General features: G+C 66.9%; 21 protein-coding genes. 10 read left to right on the top strand and 11 right to left on the bottom strand.

Going from position 1 to position 21,879, the window contains the following annotated elements:
- Positions 1-304: 304 nt before the first annotated feature.
- Positions 305-1,633 carry a replication-associated recombination protein A gene (locus LRH25_RS25245; RefSeq protein WP_231012778.1) on the bottom strand — a complete coding sequence of 443 codons (1,329 nt, stop codon included), beginning with the start codon at positions 1,631-1,633 and terminating at the stop codon, positions 305-307.
- A 355-nt stretch (positions 1,634-1,988) separates the two neighbouring features.
- Between LRH25_RS25245 and LRH25_RS25240 the strand changes: the two genes are divergently transcribed.
- Entirely contained in the window at positions 1,989-2,477 is a 489-nt protein-coding gene (locus LRH25_RS25240; protein ID WP_141286820.1) for a chemotaxis protein CheW, read from the top strand.
- A gap of 156 nt (positions 2,478-2,633) precedes the next feature.
- Here LRH25_RS25240 and lolA read toward each other — a convergent pair whose 3' ends face one another.
- The 3 genes from lolA to LRH25_RS25225 form a co-directional block, all read right to left on the bottom strand.
- Positions 2,634-3,293, bottom strand: a complete 660-nt coding sequence (gene lolA / locus LRH25_RS25235; protein ID WP_141286818.1) for an outer membrane lipoprotein periplasmic chaperone LolA — start codon at positions 3,291-3,293, stop codon at positions 2,634-2,636.
- Positions 3,290-5,596: a DNA translocase FtsK gene (locus LRH25_RS25230; protein ID WP_141286817.1), complete on the bottom strand. Its 2,307-nt coding sequence runs from the start codon at positions 5,594-5,596 to the stop codon at positions 3,290-3,292. The genes lolA and LRH25_RS25230 overlap by 4 nt, the downstream gene beginning before the upstream one ends.
- An 89-nt stretch (positions 5,597-5,685) precedes the next feature.
- Positions 5,686-6,351: a Crp/Fnr family transcriptional regulator gene (locus LRH25_RS25225; RefSeq protein WP_141286816.1), complete on the bottom strand. Its 666-nt coding sequence runs from the start codon at positions 6,349-6,351 to the stop codon at positions 5,686-5,688.
- Positions 6,352-6,542: 191 nt separating this feature from the next.
- Between LRH25_RS25225 and trxB the strand changes: the two genes are divergently transcribed.
- The 3 genes from trxB (at position 6,543) to rpmG (ending at position 8,156) form a co-directional block, all read left to right on the top strand.
- Positions 6,543-7,502, top strand: coding sequence for a thioredoxin-disulfide reductase (trxB, locus tag LRH25_RS25220; protein WP_141286815.1), 960 nt, complete (start codon positions 6,543-6,545; stop codon positions 7,500-7,502).
- Positions 7,503-7,732: 230 nt separating this feature from the next.
- Entirely contained in the window at positions 7,733-7,966 is a 234-nt protein-coding gene (gene rpmB, locus LRH25_RS25215) for a 50S ribosomal protein L28 (RefSeq protein WP_141286814.1), read from the top strand.
- A gap of 19 nt (positions 7,967-7,985) precedes the next feature.
- Positions 7,986-8,156 (top strand): 50S ribosomal protein L33, encoded by a 171-nt coding sequence (rpmG, locus tag LRH25_RS25210; RefSeq protein ID WP_141286813.1) that lies wholly within the window; start codon positions 7,986-7,988, stop codon positions 8,154-8,156.
- Positions 8,157-8,329: 173 nt separating this feature from the next.
- Here rpmG and LRH25_RS25205 read toward each other — a convergent pair whose 3' ends face one another.
- Entirely contained in the window at positions 8,330-9,553 is a 1,224-nt protein-coding gene (locus LRH25_RS25205; protein WP_141286812.1) for a DesA family fatty acid desaturase, read from the bottom strand.
- A 226-nt stretch (positions 9,554-9,779) separates the two neighbouring features.
- Positions 9,780-11,039, bottom strand: a complete 1,260-nt coding sequence (locus tag LRH25_RS25200) for an RsmB/NOP family class I SAM-dependent RNA methyltransferase (protein ID WP_141286811.1) — start codon at positions 11,037-11,039, stop codon at positions 9,780-9,782.
- 82 nt (positions 11,040-11,121) lie between these two features.
- Between LRH25_RS25200 and LRH25_RS25195 the strand changes: the two genes are divergently transcribed.
- Positions 11,122-11,784, top strand: a complete 663-nt coding sequence (locus LRH25_RS25195) for a DUF1345 domain-containing protein (RefSeq protein ID WP_141286810.1) — start codon at positions 11,122-11,124, stop codon at positions 11,782-11,784.
- Between the two features lie 13 nt (positions 11,785-11,797).
- Here LRH25_RS25195 and purN read toward each other — a convergent pair whose 3' ends face one another.
- A complete protein-coding gene (gene purN, locus LRH25_RS25190; protein WP_141286809.1) occupies positions 11,798-12,424 on the bottom strand; it encodes a phosphoribosylglycinamide formyltransferase in 627 nt (208 codons plus the stop codon).
- Between the two features lie 73 nt (positions 12,425-12,497).
- On the opposite strand from purN, the gene trpS reads away from it, so the two are divergent.
- The 4 genes from trpS (at position 12,498) to LRH25_RS25170 (ending at position 15,869) form a co-directional block, all read left to right on the top strand.
- Complete coding sequence (trpS, locus tag LRH25_RS25185) at positions 12,498-13,514, top strand: tryptophan--tRNA ligase (RefSeq protein WP_141286808.1); 1,017 nt, start codon at positions 12,498-12,500, stop codon at positions 13,512-13,514.
- A 13-nt stretch (positions 13,515-13,527) separates the two neighbouring features.
- Positions 13,528-14,427: a DMT family transporter gene (locus tag LRH25_RS25180; protein WP_231012777.1), complete on the top strand. Its 900-nt coding sequence runs from the start codon at positions 13,528-13,530 to the stop codon at positions 14,425-14,427.
- A gap of 17 nt (positions 14,428-14,444) precedes the next feature.
- Entirely contained in the window at positions 14,445-15,314 is an 870-nt protein-coding gene (locus tag LRH25_RS25175; RefSeq protein ID WP_231012776.1) for a sulfurtransferase, read from the top strand.
- 120 nt (positions 15,315-15,434) lie between these two features.
- The gene (locus tag LRH25_RS25170; RefSeq protein WP_141285971.1) at positions 15,435-15,869 is read left to right on the top strand and encodes a universal stress protein; all 435 of its coding nucleotides are present in this window, start codon (positions 15,435-15,437) and stop codon (positions 15,867-15,869) included.
- Between the two features lie 146 nt (positions 15,870-16,015).
- Here the strand turns inward: LRH25_RS25170 and LRH25_RS25165 are convergent, their stop codons facing one another.
- Both LRH25_RS25165 and LRH25_RS25160 read right to left on the bottom strand, forming a co-directional pair.
- On the bottom strand, positions 16,016-16,792 hold the full coding sequence (locus tag LRH25_RS25165; protein WP_141285973.1) for a ZIP family metal transporter: 777 nt from the start codon (positions 16,790-16,792) through the stop codon (positions 16,016-16,018).
- An 80-nt stretch (positions 16,793-16,872) separates the two neighbouring features.
- Complete coding sequence (locus LRH25_RS25160) at positions 16,873-17,760, bottom strand: dienelactone hydrolase family protein (RefSeq protein WP_141285993.1); 888 nt, start codon at positions 17,758-17,760, stop codon at positions 16,873-16,875.
- 176 nt (positions 17,761-17,936) lie between these two features.
- On the opposite strand from LRH25_RS25160, the gene LRH25_RS25155 reads away from it, so the two are divergent.
- Positions 17,937-19,472, top strand: a complete 1,536-nt coding sequence (locus LRH25_RS25155) for a Ppx/GppA phosphatase family protein (RefSeq protein WP_141285975.1) — start codon at positions 17,937-17,939, stop codon at positions 19,470-19,472.
- Between the two features lie 23 nt (positions 19,473-19,495).
- Here LRH25_RS25155 and LRH25_RS25150 read toward each other — a convergent pair whose 3' ends face one another.
- Both LRH25_RS25150 and LRH25_RS25145 read right to left on the bottom strand, forming a co-directional pair.
- Entirely contained in the window at positions 19,496-19,858 is a 363-nt protein-coding gene (locus LRH25_RS25150) for an arsenate reductase (protein WP_141285977.1), read from the bottom strand.
- A 5-nt stretch (positions 19,859-19,863) separates the two neighbouring features.
- The gene (locus LRH25_RS25145) at positions 19,864-21,690 is read right to left on the bottom strand and encodes an OPT/YSL family transporter (protein ID WP_141285979.1); all 1,827 of its coding nucleotides are present in this window, start codon (positions 21,688-21,690) and stop codon (positions 19,864-19,866) included.
- Between the last annotated feature and the right edge of the window lie 189 nt (positions 21,691-21,879).

The raw sequence follows: 21,879 nt of genomic DNA, 5'->3' as shown, positions 1-21,879 counted from the left end.
TACCCCAGCGCCACCAGCGCATACATGCTCCCCAACACCAGGCCGTTGATGAGCTGTTGTACGAATATGTCCATCGAGGGCTCCAGTTTTTCTCTGTGTGCTGCCGAACAGCCGGCCGGGCGGACAACAAGTTGCAAGAATCCCGCCATCCAGCGTGCAACAGCGAACCGGCGCTCGGGCCTGAAATGCAGGCCGATGCACCGGTTTGGCGCGCAATTGTAGGGAGCGGCATTCGGCCGACGAGCGGGGACTTCCCCCTCGCCAACTCGCTGAAAAGCGCGCTGGAAACCGCGCCGGCCGAAGCTCAGGCGCCGGTTTCCGTGGGAGGCTCGCCGGCCTCTGCCTGGCGCGCCTCTTCGTTGAGCCGGCGCAGCTCGGCCAGCTTGTCGCCAATGCGCAGTTCCAGCCCACGCGGCACCGGTTCGTAGAAGACCGGCGCGTCCAGCCCGTCGGGCCAGTACGACACGCCTGCAGCAAAGGCACCCGGCTCGTCGTGCGCATAGCGGTAGTCGCGGCCATGGCCCAGGCTTTTCATCAGCTGGGTGGGCGCGTTGCGCAGGTGAGGCGGCACCGGTCGCGTGCCGTCCTGCTTGACGAAGGCCTGCACGGCCTTCCACGCGGTGTAGACCGCGTTGGACTTGGGCGCCACTGCCAGGTAGACGACTGCCTGCGCCAGCGCCAGCTCGCCTTCGGGCGTGCCCAGGCGCTCGTAGGTTTCGGCGGCGTCCAGCGTGATGCGCAAGGCCCGCGGGTCGGCATTGCCAATGTCTTCGCTGGCCATGCGCACCATGCGGCGGATGGCGTATTTCGGGTCCACGCCGCCGTCCAGCATGCGCGCCAGCCAGTACATCGCGGCATCCGGGTCGGAGCCGCGCACGGACTTGTGCAGCGCGGAAATCGTGTCGTAGAACTGGTCGCCGCTTTTGTCGTAGCGGCGCAGCTGCTCGCCCAGCGAGCGTTCCAGGATTGACTCGTCCAGCTCTGGCACGGACCCCGCCTGCTGGACCAGGTTTTCGTAGGCGTTCAGCAAGCGGCGGGCGTCGCCGTCGGCATAGCCGATCAGGCGCTGGGCGGCGGCCGGGCTGAGCGGCGGCGCCTGCAGCTCGGCCTGGGCGCGTGCGATCAGCGCCTGCATGTCCTCGCCGTCCAGTGCCTTCAGCACATGCACCGTGGCGCGCGACAGCAGGGCCGAGTTGACCTCGAAGGACGGGTTCTCGGTGGTCGCGCCTATGAAGGTGAACAGCCCCGATTCGACGTGCGGCAGGAAGGCATCCTGCTGGCCCTTGTTGAAGCGGTGCACCTCGTCGACAAAGACAATGGTGCGCTGGCCGGCGCCACGAGCGGCCTCGGCCTGGACCACGGCTTCGCGGATGTCCTTCACGCCCGCCAGCACGGCCGACAGCACGGTGAAGCGCGCCCGCACCGCGCCGGCCACCAGCCGCGCCAGCGTGGTCTTGCCGACACCCGGCGGGCCCCACAGGATCATCGAATGCAGCCGGCCCTGCTCGAAGGCCACTCGCAGCGGCTTGCCCGGGCCCAGCAGGTGGCGCTGGCCGATGACTTCGTCCAGGTGGCGCGGGCGCAGGCGCTCGGCCAGCGGGGCGTCGCTGGCAACCGTCGGGGCGCCATCCATCCCTGCGGGTTCAGCGGGATCGGAATCAAACAAGTCTTGCCGGCTCACAGTGACGGCCCCTCTTTCGACGGGTACGTCGAACGATCCCCCAAGGGGATGTGGGCCGGCTTGGGAGCGGCCCGGCGCTCGGCCCACGCATCGGAACATGACGCTTGCAATCTCATGCCGGCATTGTCGACCGATGGCCCGGAATTAAGGCCTTGACGGGGCATTTTTCAAGCTTTGGCTGCGACGCATGGGCGCCAATACTGATGCCCATTCCGAAGCACTGATTCGCCCCATCCCGTCCATCCGCAGGAGCCACGTCCGCATGAGCAGCGCCAACACTTCCACTGAAAACCGCGTCCAGAACGCGATGGGCAGCAATACGCCGAGCGGCGTGACACGTGAATACCTGTCGTTCAAGCTGGGTGACGAGGAATACGGCATCGACATCCTGAAGGTGCAGGAAATCCGGGGCTACGAGCCGCCGACCCGCATTGCCAACGTGCCGCACTTCATCAAGGGCGTCGTGAACCTGCGTGGCGTGATCGTGCCCATCGTCGACATGCGGCTGCGCTTCGAGCTGCCGGACGTGCAGTACAACAGCTTCACCGTGGTGATCATCCTGAACATCGGCAACCGCACGGTGGGCATGGTGGTCGACTCGGTCAGCGACGTGCTGGAACTGCCTGCGGGCCAGATCAAGCCGGCCCCCGACTTCAATGGCGCGATCGACGCGACCTACATCACCGGCCTGGGCACGCTGAGGAACGGCGATGTCGAGCGCATGCTGATCCTGATGGACATCGAACAGATGATGACCGCGCCCGACATGGGCCTGATGGACAGCGTCATGCATTGACGCCACGGGCCCAAGGCAACGCCGGGCCGCCCCAAGTTGCCTTGTTCCCCTCGGGGGGCGGGTTGGGCGCAGCCCAGACCTTGGGGCGTACAAAAGACAAGAAGGCCACGGTGTCATGCCGTGGCCTTCTTGTCTTTCAAAACCGCGCGCGATGCCTCACTGCTCCGCGACGTCGGCGCCAGCCGGCACAGTGAAGCGGAAGGTCTCAGGCGGCAGCGAAGCCTCGATCTGCAAGTCATTGAACTGCAGCATCGAGCGTTGGCCGAAGCTGTCGGCAATCTCCAGCGCGGCCAGTTGCTTGCCCTTGAAGCCAATGCGCAGCGACTGGATCGCACCGTCCTTCTGGCGCGGCGTGGCCAGCACCCAGGCCAGGCCGTCGGCATCGGGCTGGTTCTTCAGCTCGAAGTCCTTGTCCATGGTCTGGCCGGCCAGCAGCGCGGCCGGCGTGCTGCCCAGCGCGTCGCCCAGCTTGCGCACCGTCACCTGGTTCAGGTCCGGGTCATGGAACCAGACCTTCTGGCCGTCGCTGACGATGGTCTGTGCATAGGGCTTCTCGTAGACGAAGCGGAAGCGGTTGGGCCGCGAGAACTCGAACTTGCCGCTGGAGTTCTTGGTCTTCTTGCCGTCGGGCGATTTGACGGTTTGCGTGAAGCTGGCGCGGCCGGCCTTGGCATCGCGCACAAAGGCGCGCAGGGCTTCGGTGGCGTCGGTCGCCTGCGCGTGGGCAGAGCCGGCCACGCCGGCAGCCGCGGCGGCCAGCAGGCTGGAGAGGAATTGGCGACGAGGCCAGGCGAGAGACGGTGGGTGGAGCTTCATTCTTCCCGCTTGGGCAACAGCAGTTCGCGGTTGCCATTGGTGGACATGGACGATACGAGCCCGGATTGCTCCATTTGTTCCAGCAATCGGGCTGCCCGGTTGTAGCCGATGCGCAAATGGCGCTGCACCAGCGAGATCGAGGCCTTGCGGTGCTGCAGCACGATGGCCACGGCCTGGTCGTACATCGGGTCGGACTCGGCGTCTCCCCCGCCGCCGCCCGCGCCGCCTTCACCGCCCTCGCCTTCCAGCACGCCGCCTTCGAGGATGCCCTCGATGTAGTTCGGCTCGCCCTGGGCCTTCAGCGCGTCCACCACACGGTGCACTTCCTCGTCGGACACGAATGCGCCGTGCACCCGCACCGGCAGTCCTGTGCCTGAGGCCATGTACAGCATGTCGCCCATGCCCAGCAGGGCTTCAGCGCCCTGTTGGTCGAGGATGGTGCGGCTGTCGATCTTGCTGGAGACCTGGAAGCTGATGCGCGTGGGGATGTTGGCCTTGATCAGGCCGGTGATGACGTCCACCGACGGCCGCTGCGTGGCCAAAATGAGGTGGATGCCGGCCGCGCGCGCCTTCTGCGCGAGGCGGGCGATCAGCTCTTCGATCTTCTTGCCGACCACCATCATCAGGTCGGCCAGCTCGTCGATCACGATGACGATGTGCGGCAGGCGCTCCAGCGGCTCGGGCTGTTCGGGCGTGAGGCTGAACGGGTTGGGCACCAGTTCGCCGCGCGCGCTCGCGTCGTCGATCTTCTTGTTGTAGCCAGCCAGGTTGCGCACGCCCATCTTGCTGAGCAGCTTGTAGCGGCGCTCCATCTCGCCGACACACCAGTTCAGCGCATTGCCAGCCTGCTTCATGTCGGTGACCACCGGGCACAGCAGGTGCGGAATGCCTTCGTAGATGCTCATTTCCAGCATCTTCGGGTCGATCATGATCAGGCGCACGTCACGCGCCTCGGCCTTGTAGAGCAGGCTGAGGATCATGCCGTTGATGCCGACCGACTTGCCTGAGCCAGTGGTACCGGCCACCAGGCAGTGCGGCATCTTGGCCAGGTCGGCCACCACCGGCAGGCCAATGATGTCCTTGCCCAGCGCCATCGTGAGCATGGAAGGCGCGTCGTTGTAGACCTGCGAGCCAAGGATCTCGGCCAAGCGAATGGTCTGGCGCTTGGCGTTGGGCAGTTCCAGCGCCATCAGGTTCTTGCCGGGAATCGTCTCGACCACGCGGATGGACACCAGCGACAGCGAGCGCGCCAGGTCCTTGGCCAGGCCGAGGATCTGCGAGCCCTTCACGCCAGTGGCCGGCTCGATCTCGTAGCGGGTGATGACGGGACCCGGCTGGGCCGCGACCACGCGAACCTCGACGCCGAAGTCAGCCAGCTTCTTCTCGATCATCCGGCTGGTCATTTCCAGCGACTCTGGCGTGACCGACTCGACACGCGCCGGCGGCTTGTCCAGCAGGTCGACCTGCGGCAGCTTGTTGTTGGCCAGCTCCTTGAACAGCGGCTTCTGGCGCTCGCGCTGCACACGCTCGGACTTGGGCACTTCCAGCACCGCCGGCTCGATCACGATGGGCATGTGCACCTGCTGCTCTTCGCGGTCTTCCTCCAGCTCGATCTCTCTTGCGCGCTGGGCCTGCTCGCCCAGGCGGATGTCTTCGGCCACCTCGCGCTGCTGGGTGCGGCGCTCGCGCAGGCCGTCCACCCAACCGCCCAGGCCATCGGCCACACGCACCCAGGAAAACTCCAGCGCCAAAGGCAGCGCAATGACCAGCAAGGCGATCCACAACACGCCCGAACCGACAAAGCCCAGCAGGTTCATGGACAAGGGGCCCAGCGTGAAGCCGAGGATGCCGCCCGCATGGCCGGGCAGCCGCAACTCCCACCCGTAGACGCGTGTCCATTCGAGCGCGGTGCTGGCCAAGAGCAGCAACAGAAGACCCAGCCAGCGCACGCCAGGATGCCGGCGCGGAGGCCATTCGCTGGGGTCACTGCGCAGCGAGTCAGCCAGCGCCGCGAGCCACGCACGCGCACCGGCTACCACCAGCCACCAGGCCGAGAAGCCGAACAGCAGCAGCAGCACGTCGGCCAGCCAGGCCCCGGGCGCGCCCAGCCAGTTCAGTGGCGGCAGGCCTTCGCCGGAGGTGGAGAAACCGGCATCCCGCGGGTTGCGGCTGGACAGCGCCAGCGTGAAGGCCAGCCAGCCCAGGCCCCACAGGCCCAGGCGCAAGCGGTTCAATGGCGAGGCCGGCGCGACGCCGACAGGTTCGGGCGCGGGCAAGTTGCCCAGGGTGGTGGCGCGGCGCATCAGGCCTCCCCCCAGCAAATCGACGAGCGGATCATCCGGCTACGGTACACCAAGCCACGGCCGGGCAGCCCGTCAGGCCGCCCGCCGTTTCATTCGGGTACGCGGTTCTTCAGCACCACCGAGCCGGACTCCAGCGTCTCGATCACGCCGCGCTCTTCCAGATCCTTCATGACCCGGCTGACCATCTCGCGCGATGCGCCGACGATCTTGGCCATGTCCTGGCGCGAGACCTTGCTGCGCACGATCTTCTCGCCGTCCACGTCTTCGGCCATGTCCAGCAGCGTGCGCGCGACGCGGCCATACACGTCCAGCAGCGCCAGCGACTCGATCTGCCGGTCCGCGCTGCGCAGCCGGGTGACCAGGCCGCGCATGATGGCGTAGGACAGGCTGGAGTTTTCCGGCAGGCAGCGGGCGAACTCGGGCCGGCCGAGGATCAGCATGTCGCACTGGATCTCGCAGCGCACGGTGGCCGAATGCGGCTGGTTGTCGATCAGGCTCATTTCGCCGACATAGTCGCCGGCCTCCAGCACCGCAAGAATGACTTCGCGGCCTCGTGTATCGGCCGTCAGCACGCGGGCCCGGCCATTGAGCAGGATGAACAAGGCATTGCTCTTCTTGCCTTGCTCGACCACCAGTTCGCCGCGGCGATAGCGCCGCTTGACCACCCCGTCTGCGACCGCGCGGGCCTGATCGTTGGTCAGCAACGAAAACAGCGGCACCCGGCGAATCAGGTCCAGGTTGGACAACATCGACATTCAATGACCCCCTCGAATGAACGCGTTTGGCAGCCCGCCGCCGGCGCACCGGCAGGGGGTTCTCTAAAATACGTCCTTACCATTCTTGCGCAATATGGCGCGTTGCGAACCCGTGACGCACCCCAGTGTTGCACGGCGGCGCATGCCGCCAGGGCAAACACCCGCTTGCGCAGCGCTTCAGAAGATCACTCATGAGCACCATCACCACTCACGCCCAGGTCCTGATTCTTGGCTCCGGCCCAGCCGGCTACTCGGCTGCGATCTACGCTGCGCGCGCCAACCTCAAGCCGCTGCTGGTCACCGGCATGGCCCAGGGCGGTCAGCTGATGACCACCACCGAGGTCGACAACTGGCCAGCCGACGTGATGGGCGTGCAGGGCCCCGAGCTGATGCAGCGCTTCCTCGAACACGCCGAGCGCTTCCAGACGCAGATCGTGTTCGACCACATCCACACCGTCGACTTCAGCGAACGGCCTTTCAAGCTCAAGGGCGACTCCGGCAACTACACCTGCGACTCGCTGGTGATCGCCACCGGCGCCTCGGCCAAGTACCTGGGCCTGGATTCGGAGAAGGCCTTCATGGGCCGCGGCGTGAGCGGCTGCGCCACTTGCGACGGTTTCTTCTACCGCAATGACGAAGTGGCCGTGGTCGGCGGCGGCAACACCGCGGTCGAGGAAGCGCTGTACCTGAGCAACATCGCCAGCACGGTGCACCTGGTGCACAGGCGCGACAAGTTCCGCGCCGAGGCCATCATGATCGACAAGCTGCACGAGAAGGTCGCGCAGGGCAAGATCAAGCTGCACCTGCACCAGACGCTGGAAGAGGTGCTGGGCGACCAGAGCGGCGTGACCGGCGTGCGGCTGAAGAAGGTGGACGGCAGCGCGACGCAGGACATTGCGCTCAAGGGCTGCTTCATCGCCATCGGCCACCACCCGAACACCGACATCTTCCGCGGCCAGCTGGAGATGAAGGACGGCTACATCGTCACCAAGAGCGGCCAGAACGGCTTTGCGACGATGACCAGCGTGCCGGGCGTGTTCGCAGCCGGCGACGTGCAGGATCACGTCTACCGCCAGGCCATCACCTCGGCCGGCACCGGCTGCATGGCCGCGCTGGACGCCCAGCGTTTCCTGGAGCAGCACGACCTCTGATGTGCACAGTGCGCAGGCAAGCCTGTGCACGCACTCGAAAACAGGCTATACTCGCGGGCTTTCCTGCGCCGTGAGGCGCTGCATGAGCGTGCTTCAGCTGATGGCTGGGCGGCGGGCATGCACGGGTTACCGCCACCCTTTTGGCGAGGTGAGGCCGCTGCCTCCAGCCTGCAGTTCAGACTGCTGCGGGCCAGAGGCGGTCGCTGTATGACAAGTATCGGAGTGTCCTCATGGCACGCGTCTGCGAAGTCACGGGCAAGAAGCCCATGGTCGGGAACAATGTTTCCCATGCCAACAACAAAACCAAGCGCCGGTTCCTGCCGAACCTGCAATACCGTCGTTTCTGGGTCGAGAGCGAGAACCGCTGGGTTCGCCTGCGCATCAGCAATGCTGGTCTGCGCCTCATCGACAAGAAGGGCATCGACACCGTGCTGGCCGATCTGCGTGCCCGCGGTCAAGCCTAAACACTGAAGGAGCGACACCATGGCATCCAAAGGCGGACGCGAGAAGATCAAGCTGGAATCCACTGCCGGCACTGGTCACTTCTACACCACGAACAAGAACAAGAAGACCACGCCCCAAAAGCTGGAATTCATGAAGTTCGACCCCAAGGCACGCAAGCACGTGCTGTACAAGGAAATCAAGCTGAAGTAATTCAGCCTGGCACCTTGCTCGAAAAACCCGCCGCCGGCGGGTTTTTTTGTTGCCCGGAACAACTTGCCTCGCCCTGCCTCCAGGGAAATGGGCCAGGCAAGCGCCCATGAAAAAGCCCGCACATGGCGGGCCTCGTGGTCGCGCAGCGCCCGAAGGCGCATAGCAGATGGGCATCAGGCGCGGGCGGCGCGCAGTTGCATCGAGAAGTCGCGCAGCGCCGCAATGCCGCTGCTCTCGGCGCGGCGACACCAGTCCTGCAGGTCCGCCACCAGTTGCTCGGCCGAGACATTGGTGCGGGTCCAGAGCTGGCGCAGTTCTTCGCGCATGGCCACCAGCTGCTGCAGCACCGGGGCACTGTGCAGCGCGCTGTCGACGTGAACACGCAGGTCGGTCGGGATCTTCTCGGCGTCGCGGTGCAGCCAGCGCTCCGCAATGCGCAGGTTGGTCCAGGCAGAGCCGTTGGCGCTGCCTTCGGCCTTCAGGCGGGCAACTTCGGTCGAGCAGGCGCGGCGCAGCTGCTTGGCGTAGTTGGCCATGACCTCGTAGCGGTTGGCGATGATGGCTTCCAGCGTGTGCGCATCCGCCGCCGGCTTGATCTCGCCCAGCTGCAGCTGCGGCGCAGTCTTGCGGACCTTGGCCAGGCCCAGCATTTCCATCGCCCGGATGTAGCCCCAGCCAATGTCGAACTCGAAAGGTTTGACCGAGAACTTGGCCGAGGTCGGGTAGGTGTGGTGGTTGTTGTGCAGCTCTTCGCCGCCAATCACGATGCCCCAGGGCGAAATGTTGGTCGACGCGTCCACCGCCTCGAAGTTGCGGTAGCCCCAGTAGTGGCCCACGCCATTGACCACGCCCGCGGCCCAGATCGGGATCCAGGCCATCTGCACCGCCCAGACCGTGGCACCCAGCGCGCCGAACAGAAGCACGTCGATGATCAGCATCAACGACACGCCCAAGGCGCTGTAGCGGGTGTAAAGGTTGCGCTCGATCCAGTCGTTCGGCGTGTTGTGGCCGAACTTCTCCATGGTTTCCTTGACCTTGGATTCGGCGCGGTAGAGCTCGGCACCGCGCTTCATCACCGTCTCGATGCCCTTGACCTGCGGGCTGTGCGGGTCTTCCTCGGTCTCACACTTGGCGTGGTGCTTGCGGTGGATGGCCACCCATTGCTTGGTGACCATGCCGGTCGTCATCCACAGCCAGAAGCGGAAGAAATGCGACGGGATGGCATGCAACTCCAGCGCCCGGTGCGCCTGCGCCCGATGCAGGAAGATCGTGACCGAGGCGATGGTGATGTGCGTGAGCACCAGCGTGACCAGCACCACTTGCCAGGCGCTGAGGTCCAGCAAGCCGTTGGCAGCCCAGTCGATCAGCGCGGAAAACACGGTTTGGAAGTCAGCCATCGAAGTCTTGTCGCCCAACGAAGAATCGCGAAGAGTCGCGTGGACGCCAGACCGCATCCTGAGGACGCTGCCCAGCGAGGGTTGTGAATTGTAGGGGTCGCCCCCCTGCCGATGAACGCAAAAACTGGGCCGGTAAACAGTCGCTTACCCCAAGATGGGGGCCTGTTGCCCGGGATCAAGCGCGCTGTGCAGAGCCCGGGCAGGCGCCCAGGTTCCCGCGGTCGATTCAGCTCTTGCGCTGCCAGGCGGCGGCAAAGAAGCCGTCGGTGGCGTGGCGTTGCGGCCAGAGGCGCAGCATGCCGTCGCGGTCCAGTTCCTCGCTGCGTTCGACCTGCGCAGAGGCCAGAGCCGCAGCGGCTGGCAAGGGCTCGAAGTCCGGGTGCGCGGCCGCAAAGGCCAGCGCAATGTCCTCGTTCTCGCGCTTGAGCAGGCTGCAGGTCGCATACACCAGCCGGCCACCCGGCTTGACCAGACGCGCCGCGCTGTCCAAGATGGCCGTTTGCTTGACCGTGAGTTCCTCGATCGCCTTGGGCGACTGGCGCCACTTCAGGTCCGGGTTGCGCCGCAAGGTGCCCAGGCCCGAGCAAGGGGCATCGACCAGCACGCGGTCGATCTTGCCGGTCAGGCGCTTGATGCGGTCGTCGCGTTCATGGGCGATCTGCGCCGGATAGACGTTGGACAGGCCGCTGCGCGCCAGCCGCGGTTTCAGGCCTTCCAGCCGGTAGCCGGACACATCGAACGCATACAGCCGGCCGGTGTTGCGCATCAGCGCGCCCAGCGCCAGCGTCTTGCCGCCAGCGCCAGCGCAAAAGTCCACCACCATCTCGCCGCGCTTGGGCGCCACCAGGGCGGCCAGCAGCTGGCTGCCCTCGTCCTGCACCTCCACGTCGCCGCGGATGAACAGCGGCAGCTTCTGCAGCGCCGGCTTGCCCTGGATGCGCAGGCCCCAGGGTGAATAAGGCGTGGCCACGGCCTCGATGCCGGCTTCCTTCAACTCGGCGATCACGTCCTCGCGCTTGGCCTTTTGCGTGTTCACGCGCAGGTCCAGCGGCGCCTGTCCGCTGATGGCGGCCACCAGGGGCCAGAAGTCTTCGCCGAGTTCTGCCTTCAGCGGGTTGGCCAGCCAGTCCGGCAGGTTGTGGCGCAGCTTCTCGGGCAATGTCGCCTGGTCGATCTCGCGCACCTCGGCCAGCCATTTCTGCTCGTGCGGGCCCATGCCACCGCGCAGCTGGCCGTCGGTGCCTTGCCACGCGAGGATGGCGAGGCGGCGCTCCAGCGCGCCGCTGCCACTCTGCGCCAGATGGACCCACAACAGGCGCTGACGCAGCACCGCGTAGGCGGTCTCGGCCAGCGCATGGCGCTCGCGCTGACCCAGCTCACGGTGGTGCTTGAAGAAGTTGGAAACGACCATGTCGGCCGGCTGGTCGAGTTTCAGTGCCTGGCGCAGCAATTCGGTGGCCAGATCCAGCAGGGCATTAGGATGCATCCATGGATTATCCCAGCAGGCACACCCGCCACCGCAATACAGCCTTGTTTGCTGCCAATTGCTGCTGCTTTGCCCTTGCCTGATGCAGACCCTGAGGCACCTGAAGCACCACCTGCAGTACCGGCCGCGGTTGGCGATGGCGGCCATGCTCGGGCTGGCCGTGGCGCTGCTGACGCCCGGCGACTGGCACGTGGTGACTCGCGCACTGGCCGGCTGGAACACCAGTGTCTGGTTCTACCTGAGCGCCATGACATGGCTGATGGCCAGAGCCGACCACGGCCACCTGCTGCGTTTCGCACGCGCCCAAGCGGACAGCGCGCTGGTGGTGCTCAGCGTGGTGATTGCCGCGACCTTGGCCAGCCTGGTGGCCATTGGGATGGAGCTGAGCTGGATCAAGCAGAACGGCATGGAGTTGGCCGCGCCACATGTGCTGCTGGCGGCGGGCACGGTGCTGGGCGCCTGGCTGCTGGTGCCCATGGAGTTCACGCTGAGCTACGCCGCCTGCTACCACGCCGAGAAGCCGCCCGCCGGGCTGCGGTTCCCGGAAACCGACGCCAGCTTCAGCCCCAACTACAGCGACCTGCTGTACTTCGCCTTCACCATCGCAGTGGCCGCGCAGACGGCCGACGTGACCATCACCACCCGCGCCATGCGGCGACTGGTGCTGCTGCAGTCTGTGCTGTCGTTTGCGTTCAATACCGCCGTGCTGGCGCTCACCGTCAACATCGCCGCCAGCCTGCTCTGACGCCGGCAGAGGTTCAGCTCAGCAACTGCGACGCGCCGTCGAGCTGCCGCACCACGCCATCCTGCACCTGCAGCTTGCCTTCGACGAACCAGCGCGCCGCCAGCGGGTAGAGCCGGTGCTCCTGCTGCAGCACCCGCTCGGACAGCGTCTGCTCGTCGTCACCCGGCAGCACCGGCACCACGGCCTGCGCCACGATGGGGCCGTGGTCCAGCTCGGGCGTCACGAAATGCACCGTGGCCCCCGCCAGCTTGCAGCCCTGGGCGATGGCCCTGCGGTGCGTGTGCAGGCCGGCAAACGCCGGCAGCAGCGACGGATGCACGTTCAGCATGCGGCCGGCATAGTGGCCGACAAAGCCGCCGCTGAGGATGCGCATGAAGCCGGCCAGCAGCAAGAGGTCCGGCTGGAAACCGTCGATGACGCGCGCCAGCTCGGCGTCGAAGGCTTCGCGACCGTCGAAGCCGCGGTGGTCGACCACCGCGGTGGCAATGCCGCGCTCGGCGGCCCAGGCGATGCCACCAGCGTCCGGCCGGTTGCTGACGACGGCGGCCACCTGCGCCGGCCAGCCTTCAACAGCACAGCGCTCGACAACGGCCTGCATGTTGCTGCCTCGCCCGGACAGCAGGATGACGATTCGCTTCATGAGGCGCAGGAGTGTAAGCGCCCGCCCCGCTCTGCCAGAATCGAAGGCTTCCCGTCGCGCCTGAAAGCCCCCCATGCGAGCCCGCGTTGTTTCCGGCATGCGCCCCACCGGCGCACTGCACCTCGGCCACTACCATGGCGCGCTGAAGAACTGGGTGCAACTGCAAGATGCAAACGACTGCTTTTTTCTGGTCGCCGACTGGCATGCCTTGACCACCTCCAGCCAGCATGAAGATGCGCTGGAGCGCCGGGTCTACGACATGGTGATCGACTGGCTGGCCGCCGGCATCGACCCGGACCGCGCCACGCTGTTCATCCAGAGCCGGCTGCCCGAGCATGCCGAGCTGTTCACGCTGCTGGCGATGCACACGCCCCTGTCCTGGCTGGAACGCACGCCTGCCTACAAGGACTGGCAGGCCCGCTGCGCCGAGCCCGGCAACCAGCGCGAACCGGCCAGCTACGGCTTCCTCGGCTACCCGCTGCTGCAGGCGGCCGACATCCTGCTCTACCGCGGCACGCTGGTGCCGGTGGGCGAGGACCAGGCGCCTCACGTCGAGATCACCCGCGAGGTGGCACGCCGCTTCAACCACCGCCACGGCCGCGAAGTGCTGCCCGAGCCGGCCACACTGCTGACCGACACGCCGCGCCTGCCCGGGCTGGACGGCGACAAGATGAGCAAAAGCTCGAACCACGGCGCGCACAACGCGATTGCGATGCGCGACACGCCAGCCCAGGTCACCGACAAGCTGCGCCGCATGCCGACCGACCCTCAGCGCGTGCGCCGCGATGACCCGGGCGAGCCGGCGCGCTGCCCCGTCTGGCCGCTGCACCAGGTCTACAGCGACGACAGCACGCGCCAGGCGCTGGCCCAGGGCTGCCGCAGCGCCGGCATCGGCTGCCTGGACTGCAAGCAACCGCTGATCGACGCCATCATCCGCGAGCAGCAGCCCTGGCACGAACGCGCCGAGGCCTGGCTGTCGCAGCCCAAGCAGCTGCAATGGGTGGTGGAGCTGGGCACCGAGCGCGCCCGCACCGTTGCTCGCCAGACCTTGAAAGACGTGCGCGAAGCCATGGGCTTGGCCTACCGGTGAACCCATTCCTCTGATGAACTTCCGCCTCTCCGCACCATGGCTGATGGTGCTGTCGTCCTTCCTGTTTGCCACCATGGGCGTCTGCGTGAAGCTGGCTTCGCAGCAATACAGCGCAGGCGAAATCGTCTTCTACCGCGGCTGCATTGGTGCGCTGTTCATCGCCGGCATCGCCCGCTGGCGCGGCGGCACGCTGCGCACCAGCGTGCCGATGATGCACACCTGGCGCAGCCTGGTCGGCGTCTCGGCGCTGGTGCTGTGGTTCTACGCCATCGGCAAGCTGCCGCTGGCCACCGCCATCACGCTGAACTACATGTCCTCGGTCTGGATGGCGCTGTTCCTGATCGGCGGCGCAGTGCTGCTGGGTGCGTCCAGGGTCGACGGCCGGCTGATCGCCACGGTGCTGGTCGGCTTCGCCGGCGTGGCGCTGGTGCTCAAGCCTTCGGTGGGCAGCGACCAGTTGATCGGCGCACTCTGCGGGCTGGTCTCCGGCATGCTGTCTGCCCTCGCCTACCTGCAGGTCACCGCGCTCGGCCGCGTCGGCGAGCCGGAATACCGGGTGGTGTTCTATTTCTCGCTCGGCGGCCTGCTGGCCGGCGGCTTGCTCGCCTTGAGCGACAGCGGCTTTCACGGCCACACGCTGACTGGCGCGCTGCTGCTGGTCGCCACCGGGCTGCTGGCCACCAGCGCGCAGATCCTGATGACACGCGCCTATGCCATCGGCCGGGTGCTGACCAATGCCAGCCTGCAGTACCTGGGCATCGCCTGGTCCTTCCTGTTTGGCGTGCTGGTGTTCCATGACCCCATCACCGGCTCGGCCCTGATGGGCATGGGCCTGATCATTGCCGCCGGCCTGGCCGCCACGCTGCTGCGCCACAAGGCCGCACCGGACGCACCCGAGCCAACCGACACCTGACCAAGGAGCACCGCACCATGAGCACCGCCGCCAAGCCCTGGGCCCCGCTGATCACCGCCGAGCAGCTGCAAGCGCTGCTGCAGCAAACGCCGCCACCGCTGCTGCTGGACTGCAGCTTCGACCTGGCGGACAGCGGTGCCGGCGAGCGCGCCTTCCTGGACCGGCACATTGCCGGCGCGCGCTACGCACACCTGGAGCACGAACTCAGCGCGCCCAAGAGTCCGGAAGGCTCGATCCGCGGCGGTCGCCATCCGCTGCCCACGCGCGAGGCCTTTGCAGAAGTCGCTGCGAGCTGGGGCCTGACGCCCGAGCGCGGTGTCGTCTGCTATGACCAGCAAGGCGGCCCGTATGCCGCGCGCGCCTGGTGGATGCTGCGCTGGCTCGGCCATGGCGCCGTAGCCGTGCTGGACGGCGGCCTGGCCGCGTGGCAGGCCGCAGGTGGCCCTGTCGAAAGTGGCGAAGCAGCGCCAGCCCAACCCGCGTCAAGCTACCCGCTGGGCGACACGACGATGCCGACCGTGCAGGCCGACACGCTGCTGCGCCAGCTCGGCCGGGTCACAGTGCTGGACGCGCGGGCCGGCGAACGCTTCCGCGGCGAGACCGAACCGCTGGACGCCGTGGCGGGCCACATCCCTGGTGCACTGAACCGCTTCTTCAAGGACAACCTGGGCTCGGATGGCCGCTTCCTGCCGGCGGCGGCGCTGCGCGCCACCTTCGAAGCCATGGGCCTGAAACCCGGGCAGGTGGTGAACCAGTGCGGCTCCGGCGTCACCGCCTGCCACAACCTGCTGGCGCTGGAACATGCCGGCATGAACGGCTCGGCCCTCTACCCTGGCTCGTGGAGCGAGTGGTCAGCCGACCCGGCCCGGCCTGTCGCCAGGAGTTGAAACAGGCGGCACTCCGTTTGCCCCTGTTGGGCTTGAGGCAGATCAAGCCCTTGCCACGAGGCAGGGCCACACTGTCGGCACCCGACCCACGGGTCGCCAGCTCGCCAGAAGGAGTGCAGCATGTACCAACATATCCTGGTCCCCACAGACGGTTCCGACATCACCGCCCAGGCCGTCCTGGCCGCCACCACGCTGGCCCGCACGCTGGGCGCCAAGCTGACCACCATCAGCGTCAAGGAGCCCTTCCCCTACAGCGCCATCAGCGAAATGCAGCCGGTGCCGCCGCAGGAGTTCTATGACGCGCAGGAGCGCATTGCTGCCGCCCGCGTCAAGGTCGTGACCGACGCCGCAGCCGCCGCTGGCGTGCCCTGCACCGCCTTCACCGTCGAAGCCGTGCACGCCTGGGAAGCCATCGTCGACCTGGCCAAGGACAAGGGCTGCGACCTGATCGTGATGGCCTCCCACGGCCGCCGCGGCGTCAGCGCGCTGCTGCTGGGCAGCGAGACGCAGAAGGTCTTGACGCACTGCAAGATCCCGGTGCTCGTCGTCAAATGAATTGCACCAAGGCCGCCGTTCGCGGGTAGCAGCGTCAGCCACGTGGCTTGTTGCGCCAACAGCGCAGCGGCGCCGGGCCGCCCCAAGCGGCTGCGCCAACCCGCCCGGCGGGTGGTCTTGCGTACTCGCGAGACCGGGTGCCCCATTCAATCGTGCATGAAGCTGATGGCGAATGAGACCAAGAGCAGGCCGGCGCCGATCCAGACAATCTGCGACACCAGGTCGCGCCAGGGCAGGCGCTTTTGCATCTGCGGCAGTAGGTCGGCCACGGCCACGTAGATGAAGCTGCTGGACGCGGCCACCATCAGGTACGGCATCACGCCGATCCACGCGCCCACCACGTAGTAGCCCAGCACGCCACCGACCACGGCCGCGAGGCCGGACAGCGCGTTGTAGAACAGCGCACGCTTGCGGCTCAGCCCGGCGTTGATCAGCACGATGGTGTCGCCGACTTCCTGCGGGATCTCGTGCAGGATGATGGCGATCGAGGTGGTCAGCCCCAGGTGCGGGTCGGCCAGGAAAGCGGCGGCAATGATCACGCCATCGCAGAAGTTGTGGATGCTGTCGCCCAGCAGCACGCTGAAGCCGCCGCGGCCGGCCCGTTCGGCATCGAAATGATGGTGGTGGTGGTGCCCGTCACCTTCGTGGTGATGATCGTGCCGGTACAGCTCGGCCTTCTCCAGCAGGAAGAAGAACAGCAACCCGCCCAGCAGCACCGCGAACAGCGTGTGCGGCTCGGCCTTGCCGCCCTCGAAGGCCTCCGGCATGACGTGCAGCAGCGCGGTGCCCAACAGCACACCGGCCGACAGGCTGACCAGGTGCTTGACCAGCTTGCTCAGCACGGCAAAGGTCAGCGAAGCAGCCACGACCACCGACAGCACGCCGCCGATTAGCGTGGACATCACAATGTAGAACAGCGTCATGGGTCAGACAAAAACAAAGCCGCGCCCGGGAGGGACGCGGCTGGAAGCCGGCAAGGATGCGAAGACTGCTGCGAAAGGACTCAGGCCACGCCGTGGCTGCGGAACCAGGCGCTGCAGCGCTGCCAGCCATCGTCGGCGGCAGACTTCAGGTAGCTGGCCCGGTAGTCCGCATTGAAGGCATGGCCGGCTTCGGGGTAGACCACGAACTCGGACTGTTTCGCCGCAGGGCTGCCACTGGCCAACGCCTTTTTCATCGTATCAACCGTGTCAAGCGTGATGCCGGTGTCCTTGCCGCCGTACAGGCCCAGCACCGGCGCCTTCAGCTCGCCCACCAGGTCCACCGGGTTCTTCGGCGACAGCGCATTCGGCTCGCCCACCAGTCGGCCATACCAGGCCACGCCCGCCTTCACCGCCGGGTTGTGCGCGGCGTACAGCCAGGTGATGCGGCCGCCCCAGCAAAAGCCGGTGATGCCCAGCTTGCTGGTGTCCATGCCCTGCGCCTTGGCCCAGGCGACGGTGGCGTCCAGGTCGCCCATGACCTGCGCGTCCGGCACCTTGGCGACGACCTCGCTGATCAGCTTGGCGATCTCGCCGTAGCTGCCCGGGTCACCCTGGCGCACGAACAGCTCGGGCGCAATCGCGCAGTAGCCCAGCTTCGCAAAGCGCCGCGCAACGTCGGCAATGTGCTCATGCACGCCGAAGATCTCGCTGATCACCAGGATCACCGGGGCGTTGGTCTTGCCCTGCGGCACCGCGCGGTAGGCCGGCATCTTGAAGTCGCCGACCGGGATCGTCACCTCACCGACCAGCAGGCCGTCGCTCGAGGTCTTGATCACCGTCTGCGCCATGATGGGCATGGCTGCGGCGGCAAAGCCTGTTCCCAACGCGGCGCGCACGAACTCGCGGCGCGAAGGCGGCGCGGCCGGCGGCAGCAAGGCCTGGGCATCGTCCGCCAATTGATTCACCATGGCATCCGGCGCGGTGTCCGGCAATGACGTGTGCTTCATGAGCGGCCTCCTCTCGCTGTGATCAGGATATGAGATTCTAAAAGCCAGGCCCATCTCCCGCGTCCCGCCCGGTCATCGTCCAGACGCAGTGCCTGCTTCACCAAGCCGCCAGCCACCACGGGGCACAATGCCGCCCCATGCCTCTCGCCGCGTCTTTTGCCCAACCGCCCGCCTCGGGCCCGCTCGCGTCCATCGACATGGGCTCCAACAGCTTCCGCCTGGAGATCGGGCAATTGCGCGATGGCCGTTACCGCCGGCTGCAATACCTGAAGGAAACCGTGCGCCTGGGCGCCGGCCTGGATGCGCAGGGCCTGCTGACCGAAGAAGCCAGCGAACGTGGCCTGGCCTGCCTGCGCCGCTTCGCCGGCACCCTCTCCGGCATGCGGCCAGGCCAGGTGCGCGCGGTCGCCACGCAAACCCTGCGCGAAGCCCGCAACCGCGACGCCTTCCTGCGCCGCGCCCAGGAAGCGCTGGGCTTTCCGATCGAAGTCATCTCGGGCCGCGAAGAAGCACGGCTGATCTATGCCGGCGTGGCCAAGCTGCAGCCTTCGCATGCCGAGCGGCTGGTGATCGACATTGGTGGCCGCTCGACCGAGATGATCCTCGGCTGCGGCCGCACACCCAGCCGCGCGGAGTCGTTCCAGGTGGGCAGCGTCAGCCTGTCGATGCGCTATTTCGCCGACGGCCGCTTCAGCGCCGAGGCCTTCCGTGCCGCGCAGATCGCGGCTGGTGCCGAGTTCGAAGAGGCACTGCAGCCGTTTGCCCGTTCGCTGTGGAAAGAGGCGCTGGGCTCTTCGGGCACCGCGGGCGCGGTTTCGGAAGTGCTGCGGGACTGCGGCGTGACCGATGGCCGCATCACGCCCGACGGCCTGCGCTGGCTGATGCAGCGCTGCATCGAAGCCGGCAGCGCCGACAAGCTGAACCTGCCAGGCATGAAGGCGGACCGCAAGCCGGTGATCGGCGGTGGGCTGGCCATCCTCTACACGCTGGCCATGCATTTCCAGATTGACGCGCTGCTGCCCGCCAAGGGCGCGCTGCGCCAGGGCGTGATCGTCGACCTGCACGACCGTTTGCTGGCGCACGAACGCGCCCCGGGCGGGGACGCCCACGCCGACAGCGTGCGCGTGCTGCAAAAGCGTTTTGAAGTCGACACCGCGCAGGCCGCCCGCGTCACCGACGTGGCCACCGAGCTGTACTCGCAACTGGCGGCGCAGCCCGACGAACAGGCCCTGACCGCCTTGCGCCGTGCGGCCCAACTGCACGAGCTGGGCCGCATGGTCTCGCACCATGACCACCACCGCCACAGCGCCTACCTGCTGGCGCATGTGGACGCGCCAGGCTGGTCGCAAAGCGAGCAACGCCAGCTGGCCGAGCTGGTGCTGGGCCAGCGCGGCGGGCTGAAGAAGGTGGACGAGCTGATCCGCCGCGGCGATGCAGTGCTGCAACTGCTGAGCCTGCGGCTGGCGGTGATCCTGTGCCACGCCCGCGGCGGCGACGAACCGACGCCGCAATCGCTGCAGTTGCAACGCAAGGCCGACAAGGTCACGCTGCAGACCGGTGCCGAGTGGGCCAACCTGCATCCGCGCACGCTGCACCTGCTGCGTGAAGAGGCGCAGGCCTGGTCAGACCCGACGCTGCCGATCAGCCTGGTGATCGGCGCGGCCAAGCGATAACGCAGCGCCAGGGCTGCAGCGCTTCAGCCGAGGGCGGCTGAAGCCAGCGGTGCCCAGTCGGCCGGCACAAAACCGACCGTGATGCGGCCATTCGGCCACTCGACCACCGGGCGCTTCACGACGCTGGGCTCGGCCAGCATCAGCGCCTGCGCGCTGGCCGCATCCACCACCGCGGCCTGCACTTCGGGCGCCAGCTTGCGCCAGGTCGTGCCCTGGCGGTTCACCAGCGGCTGCCAGCCAACAGCAGCCTGCCAGGCCGGCACACGTTCGGCCAGCACGCCCTGCTTCTTGAAGTCGTGGAACTCGACCGCCACGCCCTGCTCGGCCAGCCAGGCGCGGGCGCGCTTGACCGTGTCGCAGTTCGGAATGCCATAGAGCTTGGTCATCGGGTTCAACCCGCCAATGTGGCCAGCAGGCCGATCACGCCCAGGCCCAGCGCGGCGAGTGCGTCACCGGCAATGAGGCCGCCGCCGAACAGCGACGAAGAGCTCATGTCCTCCGGCAGCTCGGTTTCGCCCGGCTTGGGCTTTGGCTTGGGCAGCGAATTCAGGAAGCTGGAGATCACGCCGCCAATGGCGAACCAGGCGGAGGTGTTCAGGTTCACGAAGCCACCGAAGGACCACGCATAGGGGGAAGGCAGCACCACCGCGTCCAACACGAAGTCAGTGCAGAAGCCTGGCTTGCCGGAAGCAACGAAGCGCTGGTAGCCAGCGTTGCGCTTGATCAGCTTGCGCGCGAGTTCGACCGCAAAGCCGATGCCCACGCCAACCCAGATCGCCGTGCGCTGGTAAGGCTTGTCGTCCGTCAGGCTGCGCAGCACGCCGACGAACTTGTAGGTCATCGCCGCGCTCCATTCGGCCGGCTGCTCGCCGGCCTTCATCACCGTCTGGTCCAGCAGCAGCACCGGGTAGGCGGCCATGAACAGCTTGGCAAAACCCACCGCGACGACCGCGCCGACGAAGATGCCCGCGACCTGGTAGCGGAACTGCAGCGTGCGGCTGGTGCCCAGGCGCGCGCCGGTGGAACGGTCCTGCTGCATGTCGCCGGCCACGCTGACCGAGACCAGCAACACCGTGCCGGCCATCAGGCCGATGGCCGGGTCCTTCAAGCCGATGGCCGCCATCATCACGATGGAGACGACGAAGGCCGACGAGATCGGGTTCGAGTCGCTGATGCCTTGCGAGATGCCGTTGACCATCGCGAACAGGAACACCAGCAGCACCGCGAACACGAGGTAGAAGACCGGCTGGTTCAGCACATAGTGGCCGACACCCACGGTGGCCACGGCCCAGAAGCCAACCCACATGAACATGCGCTTGCTGTCCACGCGCTTCCAGGATTCGACGGTCGCCGTCGGCGCCGCGGTCCTGCCGGTCAGGCGCTGCCAGGCCTGCCAGAAGATCAGGCTCAGGTCGATGATGGCCGCGCCCATGATGGTGCCCAGCGCGATCAGGAACATGATCTTGCGGAACGGGTCGCCTTCGTGCAGCCAGCCGATGGAGACGAAGTACGGCACCAGCGCCCAGCCGATGCCACCGGCGATGATGGCCGGGATGCCGATGCGCGCACCGACCAGCATGCCCGCGCCCAGCGTGGAGGTGGACAGCTCGATGGTGCCCATGAAGGCCACCTTGGCCGCGGCCACGCCGCCAGCCAGGCCGAAGCCGATGCCGCTGCCCAGCTTGGCCACCGAGCGGCGCAGCAGCACCGGGTCGGTCAGCGCACGCAGGATGTTGGCCACCGCGAAACCCGAGGGGTACGGCAGCTGCAGCTTGTCGACCAGAATGGGCGTGTAGAGCATGCCCACGCCTGCGCCCAGCATGCCGATGCACAGCATGTAGAGCATCAACTGCCAGACCGGTGGCTGCGGCATGCCCATCCACACCATGGCCTGGATCAGCACGCCCATCGCGCTCATGCCGGCGACCGAGGCGGCCGCCGTCTGGATGAAGTTGGCACCGTGCTTGCCGTCGGAGCCGTAGCCCAACGTGACCACCGAGCCCAGCAGGCCGGCCAGCACCTGGCCGCCGACGAAAAAGCCGAGCGAGAAATTCATGTAGGAGGCTGTGACGCCACCCAGCGGGCCCAGCACCAGGATGCCCAGTGTCAGCAGCAGTGCGTGATAGCCCCAGCTGCCTTGGCGCGGCAGCCAGTTCCAGCGCTGGCCGGAGGGCACGTCGGCCGGCCCGGCCATGGGAACAGAAGTAGAAGTGGTCATGTCAAGCTAGAAAAGATGGCGGTTCGCATCGATGCCGGTCGACACCTGAAACCCGCAGGGATACGCGGGGCGGCAGCAACATGGCAAACAGCGGATTCTCCCCGGAAAGCACCTACCGGCACCACTGGGAGCAACGCCATGACCACGCCAGAACCGTGCCAGCGGCAAAGGCAAACGGCCAAGAAAAAA

It is taken from the genome of Ideonella azotifigens (genome assembly GCF_021043325.1).
In the GTDB taxonomy this organism is placed as follows: domain Bacteria; phylum Pseudomonadota; class Gammaproteobacteria; order Burkholderiales; family Burkholderiaceae_C; genus Ideonella; species Ideonella azotifigens.
This window is presented reverse-complemented; position numbering and strand designations above follow the sequence as displayed.

Excerpts from the sequence above, each read along its gene's own strand:
- LRH25_RS25160 (WP_141285993.1), bottom strand. The coding sequence starts at position 17,760 with ATGGTGAATCAATTGGCGGACGATGCCCAGGCCTTGCTGCCGCCGGCC.
- LRH25_RS25145 (WP_141285979.1), bottom strand. The coding sequence starts at position 21,690 with ATGACCACTTCTACTTCTGTTCCCATGGCCGGGCCGGCCGACGTGCCC.
- LRH25_RS25245 (WP_231012778.1), bottom strand. The coding sequence starts at position 1,633 with ATGGATGGCGCCCCGACGGTTGCCAGCGACGCCCCGCTGGCCGAGCGC.
- LRH25_RS25200 (WP_141286811.1), bottom strand. The coding sequence starts at position 11,039 with ATGCATCCTAATGCCCTGCTGGATCTGGCCACCGAATTGCTGCGCCAG.
- LRH25_RS25195 (WP_141286810.1), top strand. The coding sequence starts at position 11,122 with ATGCAGACCCTGAGGCACCTGAAGCACCACCTGCAGTACCGGCCGCGG.
- lolA (WP_141286818.1), bottom strand. The coding sequence starts at position 3,293 with ATGAAGCTCCACCCACCGTCTCTCGCCTGGCCTCGTCGCCAATTCCTC.
- LRH25_RS25180 (WP_231012777.1), top strand. The coding sequence starts at position 13,528 with ATGAACTTCCGCCTCTCCGCACCATGGCTGATGGTGCTGTCGTCCTTC.
- LRH25_RS25175 (WP_231012776.1), top strand. The coding sequence starts at position 14,445 with ATGAGCACCGCCGCCAAGCCCTGGGCCCCGCTGATCACCGCCGAGCAG.
- rpmG (WP_141286813.1), top strand. The coding sequence starts at position 7,986 with ATGGCATCCAAAGGCGGACGCGAGAAGATCAAGCTGGAATCCACTGCC.
- LRH25_RS25225 (WP_141286816.1), bottom strand. The coding sequence starts at position 6,351 with ATGTCGATGTTGTCCAACCTGGACCTGATTCGCCGGGTGCCGCTGTTT.
- purN (WP_141286809.1), bottom strand. The coding sequence starts at position 12,424 with ATGAAGCGAATCGTCATCCTGCTGTCCGGGCGAGGCAGCAACATGCAG.
- LRH25_RS25230 (WP_141286817.1), bottom strand. The coding sequence starts at position 5,596 with ATGCGCCGCGCCACCACCCTGGGCAACTTGCCCGCGCCCGAACCTGTC.
- rpmB (WP_141286814.1), top strand. The coding sequence starts at position 7,733 with ATGGCACGCGTCTGCGAAGTCACGGGCAAGAAGCCCATGGTCGGGAAC.
- LRH25_RS25155 (WP_141285975.1), top strand. The coding sequence starts at position 17,937 with ATGCCTCTCGCCGCGTCTTTTGCCCAACCGCCCGCCTCGGGCCCGCTC.
- LRH25_RS25150 (WP_141285977.1), bottom strand. The coding sequence starts at position 19,858 with ATGACCAAGCTCTATGGCATTCCGAACTGCGACACGGTCAAGCGCGCC.
- LRH25_RS25205 (WP_141286812.1), bottom strand. The coding sequence starts at position 9,553 with ATGGCTGACTTCCAAACCGTGTTTTCCGCGCTGATCGACTGGGCTGCC.
- LRH25_RS25170 (WP_141285971.1), top strand. The coding sequence starts at position 15,435 with ATGTACCAACATATCCTGGTCCCCACAGACGGTTCCGACATCACCGCC.
- trxB (WP_141286815.1), top strand. The coding sequence starts at position 6,543 with ATGAGCACCATCACCACTCACGCCCAGGTCCTGATTCTTGGCTCCGGC.
- LRH25_RS25240 (WP_141286820.1), top strand. The coding sequence starts at position 1,989 with ATGGGCAGCAATACGCCGAGCGGCGTGACACGTGAATACCTGTCGTTC.
- LRH25_RS25165 (WP_141285973.1), bottom strand. The coding sequence starts at position 16,792 with ATGACGCTGTTCTACATTGTGATGTCCACGCTAATCGGCGGCGTGCTG.
- trpS (WP_141286808.1), top strand. The coding sequence starts at position 12,498 with ATGCGAGCCCGCGTTGTTTCCGGCATGCGCCCCACCGGCGCACTGCAC.